Raw genomic sequence first — 22,256 nt, forward strand, 5'->3', positions numbered from 1 at the left:
CTTATTAATTAGTTCTTTGCTATACGCCTGATTAGCAGCTACTACAAAACTTAGATCATGGCTCACTGTTACTAATTCACATTGAGCAAACAAATCTTTCCTTGATTTATAGATTGCTTCATTTGCAAAGATACAAATCATACTTCCTCTAGGTGCATAGCCACTAATTCTCTGTGCCTGTACTATTAATAGTTTCACTGCCTCTTTCATATCTAAGACGCCAGCAATTACTAAGCTTACTATTTCTCCCATGCTACTTCCTAGGACAATATCTGGCAGCACATTTGCTTCTATAAGCATTTGTGCTGCAGCATATTCAAACATAAAGATTCCTATACTAGTTTCTACTAGTGAATCAAAAGGCTCGCTTAAAGTCTTTGATGCATCATATATAATATCTTTTACCGAATATCCTATTAAATTAATGGCTTCATAATCTACTTGGTTCATATTTTTCTTAAAGATTTCATTATGCTTATAAATATCTGCCCATTCCAAAAAATTGACATCCCTGTCCTGCAAACATAAAAATTTTCTTCATTATTTGCCCCTATCTTCTCTATGTACACATATTCTTTATAAATTCAGCCTATGCTATGCCGCTTTCATCTAATAACTCTTTTAGTTGTCTTATAACCTCATCATCGCTAATATTTTGTATTTCTTCTGAAATGACCACTTCTTTCATTATATCTGCCATATTAGTGTTTACAATTTGCTTGTCTATCTCTTTTATTTCTTCTGCCTGATTAGATTCTAATTCTTGATCTAGCTCACCAGATTCTAATTTTTCTTCTAGTTCATCAAAATCTATAAGGGATAATATATACTGTGATGTCTCATAAATATTAGGATAGTTAAAGAACACTTGTTCACTTAACTCTACGCCTAATGCATCCTGCATTTTGATATAAGCCTGCTTGGTTTCAATTGATTCAAGTCCCATCTCAAAATATCCTTGTTCCACATCTGGCATTTTACCTTCCGAAAAACCTAATAACTGTGCAAAAATATTTTGTATATATTTCATCATAAGCTCTAAACGATTGCTCTCTAATTCATTAGTTAGCTCTGTTAAGAACTCTATATCTAATAGCTGATTCGTATTTTTATTTTCTTCTACTTGTTCTACTATACGATTCTCTTTAATAGTTGCTGCTATAATAGGCGTTTGTTCTTTGATTTCATTCCTCTTATAGCACCAATATGCCTCTTTTTCAAAAGGATATGTTGGCAATGCTACCTTTATAGATGCATATTCCTTATAAATATCATCTGGTATTTTTTCATATTGAATCCACATAGTAGCTAGCTCGAATGGTTTCTCTCCAAGACCTTCTGCCATGCACTTACTATACTTATCTCTTACTTTGCCTTCAAAGATTTTTGGCTGTGATATACCTTTTAAATAACTATCCATCAATGCAAGAAGTTCCTCATAGTTTTTGGCAACAAAGGCTATACGATATGGTAATCTAATTCTTCCATTAAACAGTGTAAAGGCTATATCTTCCATTCTAGGTAATCTATTTATTTTAGATGACTTAAACGCATTTATGTTATTTTCTAGATATGCCTTAAATAGTTTTACATATTCTCTTACGCCTTCTTGGCTTCTTGAAGATATTGGAAATACCACTTCTGTATTATGAGTTTTTTCCTCTTCTTCAGGCTGCTTTGAGTACTCTTCTAAAATCATATGTACATTAACGCCACCTACACCAAAAGAACTAATACCTGCTCTTCTTAAGCCTTCGCTTCTCCATATTTCATCCTTTATTTGTACATAAAATGGAGTGCCTCTAAAATCAATATTGTGATTTACTTGATCTGCATTCAGCAAGCTTGGAAATAATCTCTTATATTTCATTTGTAATAATACTTTTATAACTTGAGAAACACCTGCTGCTGCTTCCAAATGACCAATATTAGATTTTACTGAGCCAATGGCACAATATTGTTTATCTGAGGTATATTTATTAAATGCTTCAGTTAATGCAGTTATTTCTATTGGATCGCCTAATTCTGTTCCTGTTCCATGAGCTTCTACATAGGTAATAGTACGTGGATCTATATTTGCTTTATTTAAAGCTTTTTCTATTACTTCAGTTTGTGCAACTGGATTTGGAACTGAATAACCATGTGTTCTGCCACCATGATTAATAGCTGTAGCCTTTATAACTGCATATATATGATCTTTATCTTTTTCTGCTTGTGATAAGGATTTTAATAATATTGCGCCCACACCTTCTCCTGGCACATATCCACTTCCTCCTTCTCCAAAGCTTCTACAATGTCCATCCTCTGCCAAAAACTTTCCATTGCTAAGCATCACATATTTACTTGGATGTAATGTGAGGTTCACACCACCAGCAATAGCCATTTCACATTCGCCATTTATAATGCCTTGGCAAGCTAAATGTATGGCATATAGGGAAGAGGAACATGCTGTATCTACAGATAAACTTGGACCACTTAAATTTAAAAGATATGAAATTCTATTTGCTACTGAATAGCTCTGTGAATTAATTGGTACATCAGAATCTTGCTCAAAATCTCTTGCACCTAAGAGTGAATATGTATTAAAGCTTACACCAGCATATACACCCACATCACTGCGATTATCTCCTAATTTATTATGACTTAACTGGTCTGGTGTATATCCTGCATCCTCTATACACTGCCATACAGATTCAAGGAATAATCTTTCTTGAGGATCCATAAACCTTGCAGCATTAGGACTTATTCCAAAGAATTGAGGATCAAATTTATCTACATCTTGAATGAATCCTCCCCATTTGCACTTAACTTGTGGATAATTTCGATAATCCCAACGTTCCTTTGGAATTTCTGTAATACAGTCTTTTCCTTGTTGTAAATTCTCTGCAAATTGTTGTAAATCTTCTGCTTCTGGGAAACAGCCTGCTATACCAATTATAGCAATATCATTTGATTTGTTATTACCTGTAATTATTTTACTATAATTTTCTTTATTTTTTAATATTTTTTTATTTTTTTTATTTTTTTATAAAATATTTACTTAAACCTCTTAAATTCTTATATGTAAAGAATAATGTACTTGGTAATTCTCCAAATTGTTTTTCTAATTGTGCATTTAGTCGTGTAATATAGATAGAATCTATACCATAACTCTCAAAATTCTCATCTTCTGATATCATATTCACAGGAATTTTTAATACCTTTGCAAATATATCTTTTAAATATGCCATTATTGTATTTTCATCAGTAAATTCAGCTTCTAGATTAACTTCTGGCTCGCTCTGTTTTTCTTGTTTTACCTTTTTAATGCTTACAACTTTACTTTTAGCTTGAGATATAAGTCTATTATCTTCTCCTATAGGTGTAATCCAGTAACATGTTTTTTCAAATGGATAAGTTGGTAAAGAAATCTTTCTTCTATTCTCATTCATATAGAAGCATGTCCAGTCGATTTGTGCTCCCATTACCCATAGCTGTGCAATTTTTATGAGTTCTCCTGAACACATTAACTTCTTCACATATTCTTGAACTAAATCATCACTTAACAATTCCTCAAACTTTTCTCTATACTCTTTGATATTGCCATATTTAATATGAGCTACGTCTTCTTTTCCTTGTGAATATGCTTCTAATCCTTGTTGTAACTCTTCTAGATTATCTGCTACGATGGCTACCCTTTCGTCCATCTCTTCTCTTCCCACTTGAAGTGTGTAAGCCATATCTCTTATACATATATCTGTATGTTCCTCTAACTGTAATCCTTCTTTTTGTAAAGATATGTCTTGTTTTAATGTGGCAATATATGTTATAAGTTCTTTAATTGTCATATCATTATGAGTCTTATTCATGAAGCTACTCTCTTCAAGACTCAACTCTTTTTGTAAAATCTCTTTCATTTGTACAAATTTCAAATTATCTATACCATATTCTCCTAGATATCTTCTATTTGTATTTCACTTCTTTCGATACCTGTTAATTGACTAATAACGGCTTTGATTGCTTCTTCTATTTGTTCTAAATAGACATTATCTTTATCACTTACGCCATCTGCGATGCACATATGTTTCTTAATAAAGACATTTAGTTTATTGGCATATGCTTTCAATCTTTCTTTGTTTTTAGCTGATAAAACAAAGATTAATTTTTCTTTATTTGTTGTTTCTACATTACTTTGCATTTCCTCATATTCTTCAATAATAAGGTGCGCATTAGCACCACCAGCACCAAATGCACTAATACCCGCTCTTCTTGGATATAGGATTTGCTCATTATCACCTTTTACACAAGGCTGCTTCCAAGCTTCTAGCTTATGTTGCACATAAAATGGTGTGTTTTTAAAATCAATAAATGGATTAAGTACACTAGAATGAATAGATGGCACTAATTGTTTATGTTGTAACTGAAGTAATACTTTCGTTACTGCCGCCACGCCAGCTGCTGATTCCAAATGACCAATATTAGACTTTACTGATCCAATAGAACAGTATTGATGTTCATCTCCAAATTCTTCATAGGCTTTAGTTAAACCTTTAATCTCAATAGGATCCCCTAAAGCTGTGCCTGTACCATGGGCTTCTATGTAACTTATCGTTCGTGGATTAATATTAGTTTCCTTAAGTGTTTTTGATATAACCTCATATTGTGCATTTGGATTTGGCACTGTATAACCATTTGTTCTTCCACCTGCATTAACCGCTGTTCCTTTAATAACTCCATATATATGATCGTTATCTTTAATTGCCTGACTAAGAGATTTTAAAACTAACGTACCCACCCTTCTCCAGGTACATAACCATCTCCACCTTCTCCAAAGCTTCTACATCTACCATCTGTTGATAAGAAGTTCCCTTGACTTAACTGTATATACTTTTTAGGATGAAGTGATAAATTGACACCACCTACAACGACTACATCTGACTCACCTTTTCGAATGCTATCACATCCTAAATGTATGGTTATAAGTGATGATGAGCACATTGTATCTAGTGAGATACTTGGACCATGAAAGTCAAAATAATAGGACACTCTATTGGCTATAGAAGCAAAAGAAGACCTTCCTGGTATGATGCCGCCATACTCTGTACTTTCTAATAACTGATACAAACCATACATGGCCCCAACAAATACACCGACTTGTTTGCCTTTTAATGTCTCTCTTGTATATCCTGCATCTTCTATTGCTTGCCAAGTTGTTTCTAAGAATAATCTTTCTTGAGGATCTAGAAATTCTGCTTCAATAGGTGGAATATTGAAAAATAATGCATCAAACATTTCAATATCATCAATAAATCCACCCCATTTAGAATATGTTTTTCCTGGTTTGCCTTTTTCTTTATCAAAATACTGACTATGATCCCATCTATGCTCTGGAACTGTTGTTATACAGTCCTTACCTTGTTTAAGATTTTCCCAAAATTCATCAAGGTCATTTGCCATAGGATATCGTCCTGCCATACCTATGATAGCAATATCTTCACTTTTATTTAGATTTTTATTTGTATTTTTATTTAAGTTATAATTCATCTCATGATAACTTTTTTCCTGTATCTGCATACTTTTCTTTATAGTTGAAGCTGGTTGTTTTACCTTTTCTTTATGTTCCACTGGTTTACTTGACACCGTTTCACCAATTAATTTTAGAAGCTCATTCTTTTTATTTTTAATTAAGTAATTGGTTAAATCCTTTATGGTATCATATTCAAAAAATAGGGTTTTAGATAATGGACCAAATTTATCTTCCATCTTTTTTGTTAAATCCATAATCATAACTGATTCAATACCATAATTACCAAAGGATTCTTGTACTCTAATCTTATCTTTTGGTATTTGTGTTTCACAACCTATAATCTCTTTTAAATAATCTTCAACATAGGCTATTAATTTCTTTTGAACACTATGTGTTAACTCTTGATGACCCTCTATTTCTGCTGATACTTCTTCTCTCTCTACTGGTGTTTCCCCTATTTCTTGTTGATTTTCAGGATTTTGAGCTAATTCACTACTGATTTTCTCCCCATCCCCACTTATAACAAGAAATTGAGACTCGCCTACCTGCAAGCTTTTCTCAAAGGCAGCGATGCCTGCCTCTTTTTCAAGAGGCAACATCCCTATCTTTTCCTGAATAAACTTAAGCTTTCTTTCATCTACATTCATTTTTCCATCTTTCCATAATGGCCAATTAATAGATACAGTCTTTCCCCATCTTTTACCTAGCTCACACTGCTTATTTCGCCATTTGGCAAAGTAGTCCATATAGCTATTAGCATACCCATAATCACTTTGTCCCACATTGCCAAGTACACCTGCAACAGATGAAAACATTACAAAGAAATCTAACTTTTCATCCCCTACTGCCTCATCTAAGTATTTGTGCCATATACTTTACTGCCCAAAACATCTTCTACTTCTGCTCTTTTCTTTTTTAATATAAAAGCATCTCGAATAATGCCTGCTGAATGTATTACTCCATTTATTGTTTCAAACCTTTCTCGGGCCTTTTCAACAAGTAATGCAGCTTCTTTTCTTTGTGTAATATCTGCTTTTATATAAACTACATTGCCCCCCATTTGATTTAATTCTTCCAGCTTTAATCGTCTCTTATCATCTAACTCACTATGTCCATTTAAAATCAAATTAACTGGACCTTGTTCTAAGAAATACTTTGCAAAAATTAAACCTAACTCTCCTAATCCACCTGTTATTAAATAGGTTCCATTTGATTTAATTAGTTGTTTTTCCTTATCTTCCTGTCTCATATTATCCCCCCAGCACTTATCCAACTATTCTTATAGCTCATATAATTCTCTTATTAATCGTTTTTGTCCTTCATAGCGTACTTCAACCACATTTTCATCTTGATTGAATTCATTCAATAATACTTCTGCTTCATAAGCCTTATTGTAAGCATCCTCATTATATTCTGGTTTATAAAGCTCTACAGTCTTATAACTAAACTCTGGATTTTCCATATGAATAATTCTCGCAAATCCACTTATCGCACTATACTCTGGAATAATCTCATCTTTCTGATTAGTAAATGCAAAAATCAAATTAACTTTACTTCTTACTTTCTCTAACATTAGCTCTTGGCTTAAATCAAATAATGCATAAATGCCTTCTTCTATTCGATCATTTATATCTGTATTGTTTATATCCGTATCTTTATAAAAAATTATTTTAAGTGATGTAATCTGCCATTCTTTTAACTGCTCTATAAATTGCTTGTAATCTTCTCTATCATGCATATTCATCCTGAAAACATGCTCAGATTCTACGCAATATGCTTTACCCGGTAAAACTAATATAACTCTTTTATTTTCACCTTTTTCTTGAATCACTTCTTTTACATTTTTATAAAGCTGCTTATTACTATCGAATATAATGATGGCTTCATTACCAGCTACCTTTTCACTGCCTAAATATTTATCCTGTATTTGTTCATGCCATCTAGGGATGTAGTATTTGGTTACTACATTTTCTTTTGGCTTTATTTCAAAGGCTTTTAAAGTGAATTCTTTTAACTTGCCAAGGATTTCCCCCTTATGATTTGCAATGATCATATCAAACTTATAAATAGAATGATTACTAATGTCGTTATACTTCTTACTTGAAATATAAACTACACACTCATCTGTAATAGCTGAATATATCTTAAGATTTGATAATACAAATGGTAAAAATACGACTTGCTCATCTACATGATTCATTAAAGTAACAACTGCTTGAAAAGCACCATTTAATAAGCTAGGGTCTAATATAAAGTCCTCTCTTACTGCGCCACTAGGTATACTTAAATTTGCAATAGCTTCTCCTTCGTTATATTGAATCTCTTTGATAACCCTAAAACTCTCACCATTTATAAGTCCATTTTGCTCCATTCCTGTGTAGCATATCGTACCATCTACTACGTTACTATTGCATGATTTACGAATCGCTTCTATATCTATTAACTCTGCTGGCTCATCTGTATCCCTGTATTTGATACTTCCTTTTGAGCACACCTTTATATCCTCTGGATTTGATGCACTTATACTACTTACTTCAAAATCCACACTATTGTTAACAGGCATTAATTTCGTCACAACTTCTACTGGATGACTACTACTAATTTCTATTTGATTTAACCAGATGACATCCTTTATACATTCTACAGGTCTACCCTCACTAATCTGTGCAGCTTGTCTTACCATTTCTAATATTGCTGTACCTGGTAATACCTTTCTTTCACCTATACGGTGATCTCTTAAAAATGCTTCCTCACCTGAAAATCTAGAAATGAATTTCTGCTCATAGAAATTAGATGTATTTTCGTGTACTAAACTTGCTATTTTGGCTGTACCTACTAGCTGAACTGGTTTATTTTTTAACGCTATCCAATAGGCTTGTTTTTCAAATGGATAGGTTGGTAAACTTACACGTTTTGGCATATGACCTTCTACATATAATAGCTGCCAATTTACTAGTTTTCCTTTTATCCATGATTCACAAATCTTATCATATGCCCCTATTTTTACCCATTCTTTAACCTCTTCTATATCCTTATTATTAGGTTTCGCATGTGCCATTAAGTTATAAACCACCCCCCTATATACATCATTATTAGGATAATGTACCAATTGCTCTTTTAACTCCTCTATTGAAGAAACTACAAAAGCTATTCTTTCTTCCATAGCTTCTCTACCCACCTGCAATGTATACGCAATATCACTTAAATTGCCCCATACTTCCTCATTATTTAAAGCTTCTAATAACTGCTTAACCACTTTTTCTAATCGTTCTTCATTTTTGGCAGATAAAACAATAATAACTGGCTTATCTAAATCTTGTGCTACATTTTGATTGTCACTATATTCTTCAATAATCATATGTACATTTGTACCACCTGCACCAAATGCTGAAATGCCAGCTCTTCTTGGATATGTTACCATCTGTCCCTCTTCTTCTATTTGAAGCTTATCCCAATTCATTACTTTTTGAGGTACGAAGAATATACTATCTTCAAAATTAATATTAGGGTTAAGTACAGATGAATGTAAAGATGGCACAATTTTCTTATACTTCATTTGAAGTAATACTTTAGCCACAGAAGCCATACCTGATGCACTTTCACAATGTCCCACATTAGATTTAATAGAACCTATTGCACAATATTTCCTTTTATCTGTGTGCTTTTTAAACACTGTATCTAATGCATTAATTTCAATAGGATCTCCTAATGATGTTCCTGTGCCATGAGCTTCTATATAACTAATTGTCTTGGCATCTATCTGAGCTTTTTCAAGTGCTGTAGTAATAACATCTCTTTGTGCTACTGGGTTTGGTACTGTATAGCCATTGGTTTTACCACCATGATTTACTGCTATGCCTTTAATCACACCATAAATATGATCCCCATCTTCTATGGCTTTATTTTTTGACTTCAGAATTATTGCACCTACACCCTCACCGGCTACATATCCATCTCCACCTTTACCAAATGCCATACATCTCCCATTAGTAGAAGCGAATCTTGATTGACTCATTGTGAGATATTTATTAGGATGACTAATCACATTTACGCCACCAGCTAAAGCGACTTCACAATCACCCTCATTGATAGATTGGCAAGCCATTTGTACTGCAACTAATGAAGATGAACACATTGTATCTAATGTCACACTTGGTCCATGGAAATCACAAAAATATGATATGCGGTTTGCAATAGATGCTAAGTTACCAGACGCTACTACTGGATTGCCTAAGAGTTGCTGTTGTGCTGCATGTAATTGATATTCTTCATTCATAGCACCTACAAATACACCAACTTTTCTACGTACTTCTCCCCCTGGATTATATCCTAGGCTTTGTCTTGTATATCCTGCATCCTCCATAGCAGCATAAGCTGTTTCCATAAACAAGCGTTCTTGTGGATCCATAATCACCGCATCACGTGGTGAAATATTAAAGAATAAAGGATCGAAGCAATCTATACGCTCCATAAATCCGCCCCACTTTGTATAAACTGTGCCATAGTTATTTTTATCTGGATTAAAATATTTACTATGATCCCAACGTGATTTAGGCACTTCACTTATACAATCTTTTCCTTGCTCTAAGTTTTGCCATAGTGCTTTCAGATTTTCAGATTTTGCAAATGCCCCTGATATACCAATAATAGCAATCTCATCATTTGTACTTAAAACTTTCTTTGTCATTGTCATTTTATTCTTAAATGTTAATGGCATCTTATAACTTTCTACAGGCTTTACTTCATCCTTTTTAATCTCCCGAGCGACCTGCTTTACTGTTTCTTGTTTATTAAAGAGTTTAGCTAAAGCATCCCTCATATTTTCTACCAAGTAATCTGTAATGCCTATGATCGTCTGATATTCAAAAAGTAATGTCTTTGGTAATGCACCGAGTTTCTTTTCTAGATCCTCTGTTACCTTCATAATCATAATTGAATCAATACCATAACGCTCAAGGAGTTCATCATCTATAATTTCTTCACTAGGCATTTTTAGCACTTTGCTAAATGCATCTTTAATTAACTTCAGCGTATCTTCATGTAAATCATTAACTTCTTCTGTTACTATCACTTCTGCTTCTTTGTTCTTCTCTACAAATAATTTCTCTACTTGTGCTTCTTTTCCTGTAAGGGCAATAACCTGTGTCTGATTTTGAGCCATTGCGCCATAGAAAAGTTCTAGACCACTACTAGTTTCTAAAGCACACATACCTGTTCTATTCATCATTGCTTTTTCTAACTCTTCATCTATTTGTAAACCGCCCTCTTTCCAAAGTGGCCAGTTAATAGATTTGCTTAAGCCTGATCTTCTATCTGTTTCTATAAGCTTTTGTCTTCGTCTCATAAATTCATCCATGATGGCATTAGCTACAGCATAATCAGCTTGACCAACATTTCCTGTGACTGCTGATAATGATGAACATGTTACAAAGAAATCTACTTGCATATCTTTAGTTGCTTCATCCAAGTAATAGATGCCCTTCACTTTAGGTGCTATAACATTTAAGAATTCTTCGTCTTTTTTCTTATAAATAAAATTATCTCTCACTATACCCGCTGAATGAATAATACCGTTTAGCTTGCCATAGTTCTCTTGTATATATGCTATAAGTTTTTCTACTTCATCTTTATTGCATATATTCGTAGATTTATAGACGACCTTAGTGCCATTTCCTTGTAATTCATCTAGTATATGCTCATCTGATAATATGGACCTACCTGTTAAAATAATAGTTGCCCCAGATACCTTAGATATAATCTCTTTAGTAAAGATTTTTCCAAGTCCTCCAAGTCCTCCTGTAATAAGATAAACACCTGAATTTACCCATGGTATGAACTTATCTTCATTTTCAACCTTCTTGTATTTCTTACAATAACGTATATCTTGATTATATAAGATAACCTCATCTTCAGTTTGACTATTTTCATTAATAAGTTCTATTAAACGATTATCACTTTGAGCATAATCTAACTGAATAACTTGTGCATATATATTAGGATTTTCTAAGTGAGCTGTCTTTAATAATGCACTTACACCTACTAATGTACTTTCCTTATTTACAAGTACTTGAATATGCAATTTACGAGATGTATTAATTTCTTTTTTAATATTCTCAAATACATCCTTTAAGCTATATGCTAGCTCCTCTTCATCAGAGGCATTAATTAATACACATGTTTTATCTGTAAGCTGATTTGCAATAGCTGCATATCTTTCTTGAGACATATTGCTTAGTATGACAATTTGCTTACTATATTCATTTTTCATAGCCCTAATAGCTGTTTTTTCCCAGGTTGGTACAAACATAAGTTGTTTCTTATCATTTGTTAATCCTGTTTTTATTGCCTTATAATAAATAGCTTTAATTTCAATACATAGATTACCTGCTGCATCATAAATATTAATATCTAATACTTCACTATCTTTCGTATGTGGCACAATATATGCATACATTTCTGAGCTACATTTATCGATAACAGTAATTTTCTCTATCATAAATGGTAATTTAGTCGTTGCATTTTCTCCCTTAGTCTCCATTCCCATAGCTGCTTGTAATGCTGCGTCCATCATAGCTGGATACAATCTATATTTTTGCATTTCACTTTCTATTTCCTTCGGTAATACCATATGGGCTAAAATTTTCTGGTCTCCAATATATAATTTTTCTAAAGCTTGTTGTGTCTTACCATAATTGATATTTATCTTTTCAAAAGCTGTATAAATCTGTGCTTTATCTAATACCTCTTGATTACATGCTTGTTGCAATTCTGGTATGACTACTTTAGAAACTAAAGATTGATCACATACTTTAACTTTACCAGTACAATAGATATTTTCTTGAGATTGATCCATACTATATACTTTGAAGCTAATCATATTTTCCTGTGTTTCTAAGCTAACATATACTTCTACTTGTTGATCCTCTATACATAATGCCTTAAGCCATGTTAAATCTTTAAACTCGATATTTGGTATATTATTTTTATCAATTCTCATTGCATGTATTAATGCAGTGCTTACCATCTCTATATAAACTACTGCTGGTAAGATTTTGTTACCACCTACAATATGATCTCTAAAGAACGTCTCTATGCCATCAAAGATTACCTTATATTTTTGTTCAAAGAAATCTGATATATTTTCATGAAGTAGTGGATGTATCTTAGCTATATTTTCATAGGTTACATGCTGTATGTCCTCAGTTATCTCAGCATCTGGTATCCAATATGCCTTTCTTGCAAATGGATAGGTTGGTAAACTAATACGTTTGATTATTTCTCCTTTGTATAAAGTTCTCCAATCAAGTGCTAGTCCTTTTACCCAAAATTCTAATAGTTTGGCATATTTGCCTTCTTCGAACCATTTGTAGACTATGCCTTGTAACTCTTCATCAGACTCAAAAACATCTAAGATATTACTATTCCCCTTTACTTCTCCTACATAGTAGTTACCATTGCCAAGTAAATAATCTTTTAACCCTTGTACTAATTCATCTATATCATTTACAACAAATGCAAGACGTTTTTCCATATGTTCACGTCCAACTTGAAGCGTATAGGCTATACTTGTTAAATCTGATTGACTTGGTTTCTCTTTTTGAATCCAATTTATAAGTTGCTCGACTTGCTCTTTTAATTGTGCTACGTTTCTTGCTGAAAGTAGAATCATATGTGAGCTATTTTCCACATGTTTTTCTACTTTATCTTCAATATATTCCTCTAAAATAATATGAACATTTGTACCACCTGCACCAAATGCAGAAATACCTGAAATCAAAGGATACCTTGTCTCTATACCATTTTCATTAATAATTGGACGTTGCCATTTGATTAACTCCTGTGGCACCATAAATGGACTTTCTTTGAAATTAATATTTGGATTAAGTGTCTTCGAATGAATAGATGGCACAATTTGCTCATGCTTCATTTGTAATAATACCTTTGTAATTGCTGCCATACCACCAGCACTTTCACAATGTCCAATATTTGATTTAACTGAACCAATGTAGCAGAACTGATTATCTTGTGACCCTTCTCTAAACGCTCTGCTTAATCCCATAATCTCAATTGGATCGCCCAAAGCCGTTCCTGTTCCATGAGCTTCTACATAACTAATTGCTCTAGGATTAATATGGGCTTTATGTATCGCATGCTTAATGACACTTGCTTGGGCTGGTGGATTAGGTACTGTATAACCATTTGTTTTGCCCCCATGATTAATGGCAGTAGATTTAATAACTCCATAAATATGGTCCCCATCTAATATTGCCTTAGCTTTTGATTTTAAAATAATTGCACCTACACCTTCACCTGGTGTGTAACCATCGCCATCTTTTCCAAAGCTTTCACATCTGCCTTTACTAGACATAAATCTATTTTTGCCTAACATTAAGTACTTATTAGGATGAACAGAAAGATTCACACCACCTGCAACTGCAACTTCACATTCCCCATCTTTGATGCTTTGGCAAGCTAAGTGTATTGCTGTAAGCGATGAAGAACACATTGTGTCAATTGCTATACTAGGTCCATGAAATCCGCAGAAATATGAGATACGATTTGCAATAGATGCTGCACTTCCATTTACAGTAATCATTTGACCTTTTGCTTGAGCTTGTGCTGCATATAATTGATATTCCTCATACATTACACCTACGAATACACCGACTGCATTATTTAATCCAAACACTGTGTTTTCACTAAGTGTTTGCCTTGTATAGCCTGAGTCTTCTATGGCATGATATACACATTGTAAGAATAATCGCTCTTGAGGATCCATGACTTCTGCTTCACCTGGTGAAATATTAAAGAATAATGCATCGAAGCTTTTTACATCCTTTAAGAATCCGCCCCACTTAGCATAAGTCTTATTAGGCTTTGTCTTATCTGAGTCATAATAAATGCTGTGATCCCATCTATCTGTAGGAATTTCTGTTACGCAGTCTCTAGCATGTGTTAAGTTATCCCAGAACTCTTCAAGATTATCAGCTTGTGGATATTGACCTGCTAAACCTATAATGGCAATCTCATCCACTTCTTCATTTGGCTTAACTTCACTTATAAATGATTGGCTTATGCTTTGATTTATCACTTGAGTCTTATTTTTCTTAACCTGAGCAACTGGTTTAATCTCTTCGTTTTTAATACCTAAACATTCAACAACCTTTTGAGTATATTCTACACTTAAATATTGCGCTAATTCTTTAAGTGTTTGGTATTCAAAGAATAACGTCGTTGGTAATGGGCCAAATATTTTTTCAAGTTCAGTTGTTAAATCAATAACCATAATCGAATTAATACCATATACTTCAAGTGGTACACGCGGATCAATTCTTTCTATATCTAATTTAATTTCCTGTGATAATATTTGTTTTAACTTAACAATTAATTTACGTTCTAATTCGCCTTTATTAACATCTGTCGTTTGACTTTCTATAGCTGCTTCTTCTTGGTTATCGTCTAATTGCTTAAACAAATATTCTTCAATCTTCTCTTTATTGCCTTCAAGTGGCATAACTTGTGTGAACTGGCTTCTTATACTTGCATGAAGCAGTGTTAATCCCACTTCTGTATCCATAGGTACAAGTCCTGTATTTTCATAAATTGCCTTTTTAACATTTTCTTCTACTCTCATGCCACCCTCAAGCCAATAAGGCCAGTTAATAGATAATGTATGACCTTTACATGCGCCCTGCAACATTTGCTCATTTCTATAGCTGCAAACATATCCATAAATCCGTTAGCTGCTGCATAATCAACTTGTCCAATATTTCCTGTCATACCTGCCATAGATGAGAAGCAAATAAAATAGTCTAGTGCTAAATCTTTAGTTGCTTCATTTAAATAACTAACACCTAACACTTTAGGGGCAAGTACTTTTTGTAATTCTTCCACATCTTTGTTGATAATGAGGCTATCGCGATTAATGCCAGCGCAATGTATCATCACATCTATATTTCCCATTTGATTACAAATAGTTTGAACCATGTTTGTAACAGCTTCTTTATGGGTTATATCAACCTGCATATATGTTACAAACTTACTTTCTAAACTTGCTATCTTCTGACCAATAGTTTCATTAAATGCTGAACGACCTGTAAGTACAATCTTTGAATGCTTTGTATGCTTTATAATATCTCTAGCTATAATATATCCTAGTCCACCTACTCCTCCAGTGATGAGATACACTTTTTTATCTTCCCACATCATTTGATTTTCTAGAGCAGGTACTTCTACTAATTCTTTAACCAAACGCTTATGATCCTCATAACAAATTACTTCTGAGTTTATATCATTTGCATTATCCCTTGCATCTTTTATAATACTTTGTGCATCATATGCTTTCGTATATTCAATCACTTGAGTGCATACCTGATTATTTTCCATATGTACTGTCTTTAAAAGTCCGCTTAGACCCTCTAACAATACATGCTCAGCTTTTTTCTCAATAAATAATTGTATTAAGACTTTATGTTTTAGTGCTTTCATTTGTTGTTTGATCACATCTAACAATTCACTTACATAGTCCTGATATTTTTCACCTTCTAAAGACTTAGATGAAACTAAATTAATGCATTTATAATCATTTTCTTCAAGCTTAGCTATAATTTCATCAGGTGCCTCACATAAAACAATAATATGCTCTTTAAATGTTACTTTATTTGAAGTAATAGCCTTTTCATGCCACTTTGGAACAAATAACATTTTTGCACTGGTTAAATGTTCTTGCTGCTTATCTTGATAGCTTCTAAATAAAATATCATTTAATATAACGCATAAATTATCTTGTTCATCATATAGATGAATATTAATTTTCTTATCTTTTAATGCAATCTTTGCCCACATCTGTGCCTTACAGGCCTTTAATAATTTAACTTCGCCAATAGCAAATGGTATTTCAGCTTCTTTTTCTGACTTTGATGCTTCTTTGCCTTCTAATACATTTTTATTTTCTAGAAGTCCAATAGTGGCTTGTAAAGCTCCATCTAAAATACCTGGTATCATAACATACCCTGCTAAATCCGTATCTTGTGTTTGTAATTTTGTAAGTAAGCCATCCTTACCATAATATACTTCCTGAATTACTTGATGACTTTCACCATATTGTATGCCACTATTTTCAAAGAACTTATAAAGCTTTTCACCTTTGATGCTATCGTCTTGATAATGACTTTGCATCATATTTATGCTCTCTTCTTGCTCACCCTGTAGGCTTCTACTTGTGCTTACAATATTACCTTTGCAATGTATGATTTTGCTATCTCCATCTTTGCTATAGATTGTAAAGTTTATTTCATCTTGACTTGTACTGCGTAATTCTATATCTATTGTCTTATGCCTTTCATTTACTTGTACTGGCACTAACCATACAATATTTCTGATACAAAGTTCTGATTCTAATGATCTCTCAAATGCACTCGCTAAAGCTGCACGTATCATTTCCAAATAAACTACACCTGGTAATATTTTGCTGCCTTTAATGATATGGTCTCTTAAATAAGGCTCATCTCCTGTGAAGGTTTTACTAAAACGTAAGCCTTCTATATTAGACGTATTATAGTCAATAAGTGGATGGATTGTTGTACTCACTACATCATTATTTTCTGGTAGTATTGCCCAGTAGCGTTCTTGTGCAAATGGATAGGTTGGTAAAGAAATTTTGAATGGATACTTATCATAAAGTTCCCTCCAATCTACTTCAGCTCCCATAATCCATATTTGAGCCAATTTATCTAGTGCCCTATTATGTAGCATTTCCTTGAGTGACGCTTCATAATTTTCATCTTGCTTCATTTCATTAAAACGTACTTTATAGTCAAGTATATTGGCTGTATAAAGACCTTTAATATTTTCTTCTCTATTTAAATATGCATTTAATTTACTGATGAATTCTTCTAGGCTTTCTGCAATAACGGCTACTCTCTCTTCCATTGCTTCTCTACCTACTTGCAAAGTATAGGCAACAGAAACTGCATTTAAGGTTTTATTCACACCTTTTAGCTGCTTACTAATTTGTTGTGCCAATTGGCTAATAGAAACATCTACATTTTCTTCTTTGTCTTTAAATAACACATTGAATGTCTCTGCAATTTGTTTTTTGATACATACCAATTGAATAATATCCATACCATATTCACTAAGACTTATATGGCTATCAATTTCTTTCTCCGTTATACCCAGCTGATTAGCTACAATTCTTATTAACTTATCATTTACATATTCCTCGTCTTGATTGGTGGTGATATATTCTGTTAATAAACGGATGTACTTCTCTAATCTCTCCTTGTTCTTAGCTGATACAACATATATATTTTCTTTATTACTAATCTTTTCTTCTTGCATCTTACTTGGTACATATTCTTCAATGATTACATGAGCATTTGATCCACCCGCTCCAAAGGAACTTATACCTGCTCGCCTTGGATAAGTCTTTATTTGTCCATCTTCTTCAACAGTAGCTTCTTTCCAAGGTTCTAGCTGTTGTAGTACATAAAACGGTGTTTCTTTAAAATTAATAAATGGATTTAATGTAGCTGAATGAATAGATGGTACTAACTGTTTATGCTTCATTTGAAGGATGACTTTAGTAAGTGCTGCAATACCTGCTACTGATTCCAAATGTCCAATATTAGATTTTACAGAGCCAATGGCACAATATTGCCTACTTTGAGCTGCATCATCTTTAAATGCCTTTGTTAATCCTTTGATTTCTATAGGATCTCCTAAAGAAGTCCCTGTACCATGTGTTTCAATGTAACTTACTGTACTAGGCTTGATATGGGCCTTTTCAAGGGTTTCTGTAATAACCTGAGCTTGCGCATTAGGGCTTGGCACAGTAAATCCACTTGTTTTACCACCTGAATTAATCGCTGTAGCTTTAATGATTCCATAAATATGATCTTGATCTTCAATAGCCTTTTGTAATGGTTTTAATAATACTGCGCCCACGCCTTCTCCTGGTACATAGCCATCTCCACCTTCTCCAAAGCTTCTACAACGTCCATCTGTTGAAATAAACTTACCAAGGCTTAATAAAATATATTTATTAGGATGGATTGTGACATTCACACCGCCTACAACCACTAAGTCACTTTCTCCTCGTTTGATGCTTTCACATCCTAAGTGAAGTGCTGTAAGTGATGATGAGCACATTGTATCAATGGCCATACTTGGACCTGTGAAATCACAAAAATATGAAACTCTGTTAGCTATTGTGGCATATGATGAGCCAATAGGTACACGTTCACCTCTTACATTGCCCTCAAATAACTCATACATTCCATACATAACACCTACAAATACTCCGACCTTTTTATCACTTAAACTCTTTCTTGTATACCCAGCATCTTCCATTGCTTCCCATGTGGTTTGTAAGAACAGTCTTGTTTGAGGATCTAACATTTCTGCATCAATTGGTGGTATATTAAAGAACAATGCATCAAATGAATCAATATTATTGATAAAGCCGCCCCATTTGCCATATGTTTTGCCTACTTTATTTTTGTCCTTATCATAATACTTATGATAATCCCATCTATCCTTAGGAATTTCTGTAATACAATCTTTACCTACCTTGAGATTTTCCCAGAATTCATCTAAGTTATCTGCCATTGGATAACGTCCACTGATACCTATAATTGCAATATCTTGCTCCTCTTTATCATCTTGTATTAGTGTAGCACTTCTCTCAGCTTTTGTTTTAGAAAAACGTTTTCTTTTATAACTAACTTTTTCTTCTAATGCCTCTGGCTGTTTTGTTTCTTTGACACTAAACTTCTCTATAAGTAGTTCACTCTTACTTTCAAGGAAATACTCTACTAATTCTTCTAAGCTGTTATATTCATAAAATAATGTTTTTGAAAGTTCTCCAAACTGTTCTTCTAAAGTTCTTGTTAAACTCATGACAAGAATTGAATCAATACCATACACATCAAAGGATTCACTGACATCTATTTTTTCTTTGGCAATCTTAGTTTTTTGTGCTAATACCTCTTTCAAGTAATCTAGCGTTTTTATTCTAAGTGTTTTTTGATCAATATCATTTACATTTTCTAATTTATGTTCTGATTTTACAATTTGCTTTTTATTGGTTTGATCAAATATGTTTTGTATGATTTTTTCATTTCCGTTAAATACTAAAACTTGTGGTTTATCAAAGCGTAAGCTTGTCTCAAAAGCAACAATTCCTTCTCTTGTTTCTAGTGCCTTAATTCCGGTCTTTTTCCCCATCCACTCTAGAGATTCTTTATCTATTGCCATCCCGCCTTCTTTCCAAAATGGCCAGTTAATAGATACAGTTTTTCCATAACGTTTCCCAGCATTAACAAGTTTTTGTCTTCTAATAGCAAAGTGATCCATGAAACTATTAGCATAACAATAATCACATTGACCTATATTTCCTAACATTGAAGCTAATGAAGAGGCAACTACAAAAAATTTTAGTTTTTCATCTTTTAGGACCTCATCTAAATTTTGAGTTCCATATACCTTTGGTGCCAAAACTGCTTGAATATCTTCTATTTGTTTCTTGACAATAAGTGCATCTCTAATAACTCCTGCACATTGAAGCACACCATCTATTCTTCCGAAGCGTTCTTTAGATTTTAAAACAACTCTTTCTACATCTTCTTTCTTAGAAATATCTGCACTTATATAAAGTACCTGAGCGCCGTTTGCTTCTAATGCTTTTATCTTCTCTAAATCTTCTGCCTTAGGTGCTCTTCGACCTACTAATATAAGATTAGCTTTTACTTTTCGACTTAAATAATCTGCAAAAATTAATCCTAATCCGCCTAGTCCACCTGTGATTAAATAGCTTGCATTATTTTGTATTAAATGATTAAGCTCATTAATAGGTTGCTCTTTGACTTGTTTAATTCCCTTGATCCAGCGTTCACCTTGCATAAGACGTATATGAGCTGTCTCTTCATTTGCTGCAAATTCTTTGATTAACTGTGTAACATGACTATTTAGATTTTCTCTTCCTATTAACTCAATCACCTTATACATCAGCAATGGATTTTCTGCCTTAATCGTATTAAACAAACCTTCCATTGCTTCGTACTCTAAGATGACTTCATCTTTATCATGACAATAGACATATAATAACTTGACATGTTCTAATAACTTAAATCTTAATAATCCCTTTGTTATATTAAGTACCTTATCAATTTCTTGCTCAACATTTTTATATTGCTTATTATGTTCTGTCCAATTATAAATGATATGGTTGATATGAATGCCCCTTTGATTTAATGCTTCAAATAATTGAATATAGTCTTCTATGCATAAATGGCCTAATTGTATAAATATTATTTTCTAAGGCTTCATACTGCGTTCCACTTTTTATATGTATAATCTCTTGAACACATTTGCTCTCCATAAGAGACTGCTTTAACATATTTAAGTCATCGAATATAATAACTGTTTCTACCTTATCATTTTGCTTATTTTCTTCTAATTCCCAATAAGGCTCAAAGTACATAAGTTTATTTTCTCTAGCCTTTGCTAATTCCTTTACACTAAAGTCTGTAATATTTGCAATAAGATTTCCTTGCTCATCTACTATAGTTACATCAAAATACTTGATTCCCTTATTTTCTCTTATATATTGGGTATGAACATAAGCGTTTTCTCTAAGCTCTTTATAAATTTCTATCTTTCCAGCTGTAAAAGGAACGTATGCAGATTTGGTATCTCTTATTAATAAAGATACAGTTTGTAATGCACCGTCTAATAATCCTGGAGCCAACATATATTCATCTTGTTTTGTACTAGATTTTATATATGCGATTACTTCTTTTTCGTTATAATGTACTTTCTCTAATGTCTTAAACATTTTGCCATATACGATACCATTTTTGCTCATACTTTCATAAAGCACTTTTGGCTCTATAGATTGATTACATCTCTTTGTATACTTTAAGAACTCATTAGCTTCCTCTTGTTTCTTTAAAGCTTTATAACTTACTGTTCCCTCTGCACAAATAATATCCTCATTTTCATCTGGAATAGTTATTTCAAAATGTACTGTCTCATTGTCTTCTGGATATAAATGTATATCCACTATAGTCTTTTCACCTCGAAGCTGGATTGGATAACACCAAATAACATTCATAATACTTTTTACAGCTTTATTTCCTGATAGCTGTGCAGCAGCTCTTACCATCTCTAAAACGGCTACTCCTGGCAATAATTTTTGATTATTAATTTGATGTTCTTCAAATATCAATTCATTAGCTTCAAATACAGAACGAAAATGTTGCTCTTCAAAATCAGATATATTTTCATGTACCAGTGCATGTAATCTAAAGGTATTCTTTTTATTTTCTACTTTATTTGTTTTCTTAGTAAACCAATGCTTTTCTTTTTCGAAAGGATAAGTTGGTAATGAAACCTTTCTAATATTACATCCCTCATAAATTCTTTCCCAAGCTACTTTTTCTCCCTTTAACCAAGCATCTACTAATTGTTGTAAAATCTCATTATTAATGACTGTATTTCTCTCAGGGATACAGTTATCCATACTTTCTTTAAGACGAATAACCTTCTTGGCAATCTTAGATTCAAAAATATCTTTATTATTTGTTCCCTGACTTAAATATTCATTTAGTTTATCAAGCAGTTCTTGAGACGTACTAATTAAAATGGCTAAACGTTCCTCCATTGCCTCTCTTCCCACTTGAAGCGTATATAAAACATTTGATAAATCCATGTCTAACATATGCTCTTTAACATATTGTTGCATATT

General features: G+C 33.0%; 8 protein-coding genes and 1 pseudogene. All 9 read right to left on the minus strand.

Annotation, left to right across the window (positions count from 1 at the left end; all coding sequences use genetic code 11):
- Positions 1-498, minus strand: a 498-nt coding sequence (locus JCM14822_RS08710) for an acyltransferase domain-containing protein (protein WP_157047695.1), incomplete at its 3' end; no start/stop codon positions are given.
- A 91-nt stretch (positions 499-589) separates the two neighbouring features.
- Positions 590-3,004: a beta-ketoacyl synthase N-terminal-like domain-containing protein gene (locus JCM14822_RS08715; protein WP_306307320.1), complete on the minus strand. Its 2,415-nt coding sequence runs from the start codon at positions 3,002-3,004 to the stop codon at positions 590-592.
- Between the two features lie 13 nt (positions 3,005-3,017).
- Positions 3,018-3,848 carry an acyl carrier protein gene (locus JCM14822_RS08720; protein ID WP_172674800.1) on the minus strand — a complete coding sequence of 277 codons (831 nt, stop codon included), beginning with the start codon at positions 3,846-3,848 and terminating at the stop codon, positions 3,018-3,020.
- Positions 3,849-3,931: 83 nt separating this feature from the next.
- A complete protein-coding gene (locus JCM14822_RS08725) occupies positions 3,932-4,774 on the minus strand; it encodes a ketoacyl-synthetase C-terminal extension domain-containing protein (RefSeq protein ID WP_054741556.1) in 843 nt (280 codons plus the stop codon).
- Complete coding sequence (locus JCM14822_RS08730) at positions 4,762-6,153, minus strand: acyl carrier protein (protein WP_408606192.1); 1,392 nt, start codon at positions 6,151-6,153, stop codon at positions 4,762-4,764. Before JCM14822_RS08730 ends, JCM14822_RS08725 begins: the two co-directional genes overlap by 13 nt.
- A gap of 66 nt (positions 6,154-6,219) precedes the next feature.
- A pseudogene (locus tag JCM14822_RS08735) lies at positions 6,220-6,755 on the minus strand (SDR family NAD(P)-dependent oxidoreductase); the annotation flags it as partial.
- A gap of 30 nt (positions 6,756-6,785) precedes the next feature.
- Positions 6,786-15,206, minus strand: a complete 8,421-nt coding sequence (locus JCM14822_RS08740; RefSeq protein ID WP_083461348.1) for an SDR family NAD(P)-dependent oxidoreductase — start codon at positions 15,204-15,206, stop codon at positions 6,786-6,788.
- The gene (locus JCM14822_RS08745; protein ID WP_330377433.1) at positions 15,137-20,821 is read right to left on the minus strand and encodes an SDR family NAD(P)-dependent oxidoreductase; all 5,685 of its coding nucleotides are present in this window, start codon (positions 20,819-20,821) and stop codon (positions 15,137-15,139) included. Before JCM14822_RS08745 ends, JCM14822_RS08740 begins: the two co-directional genes overlap by 70 nt.
- The gene (locus JCM14822_RS21800) at positions 20,766-22,253 is read right to left on the minus strand and encodes a polyketide synthase dehydratase domain-containing protein (protein ID WP_278287194.1); all 1,488 of its coding nucleotides are present in this window, start codon (positions 22,251-22,253) and stop codon (positions 20,766-20,768) included. Before JCM14822_RS21800 ends, JCM14822_RS08745 begins: the two co-directional genes overlap by 56 nt.
- Between the last annotated feature and the right edge of the window lie 3 nt (positions 22,254-22,256).

Source organism: Cellulosilyticum ruminicola JCM 14822 (assembly GCF_001311925.1).
GTDB classification, from domain to species: Bacteria; Bacillota; Clostridia; order Lachnospirales; family Cellulosilyticaceae; genus Cellulosilyticum; species Cellulosilyticum ruminicola.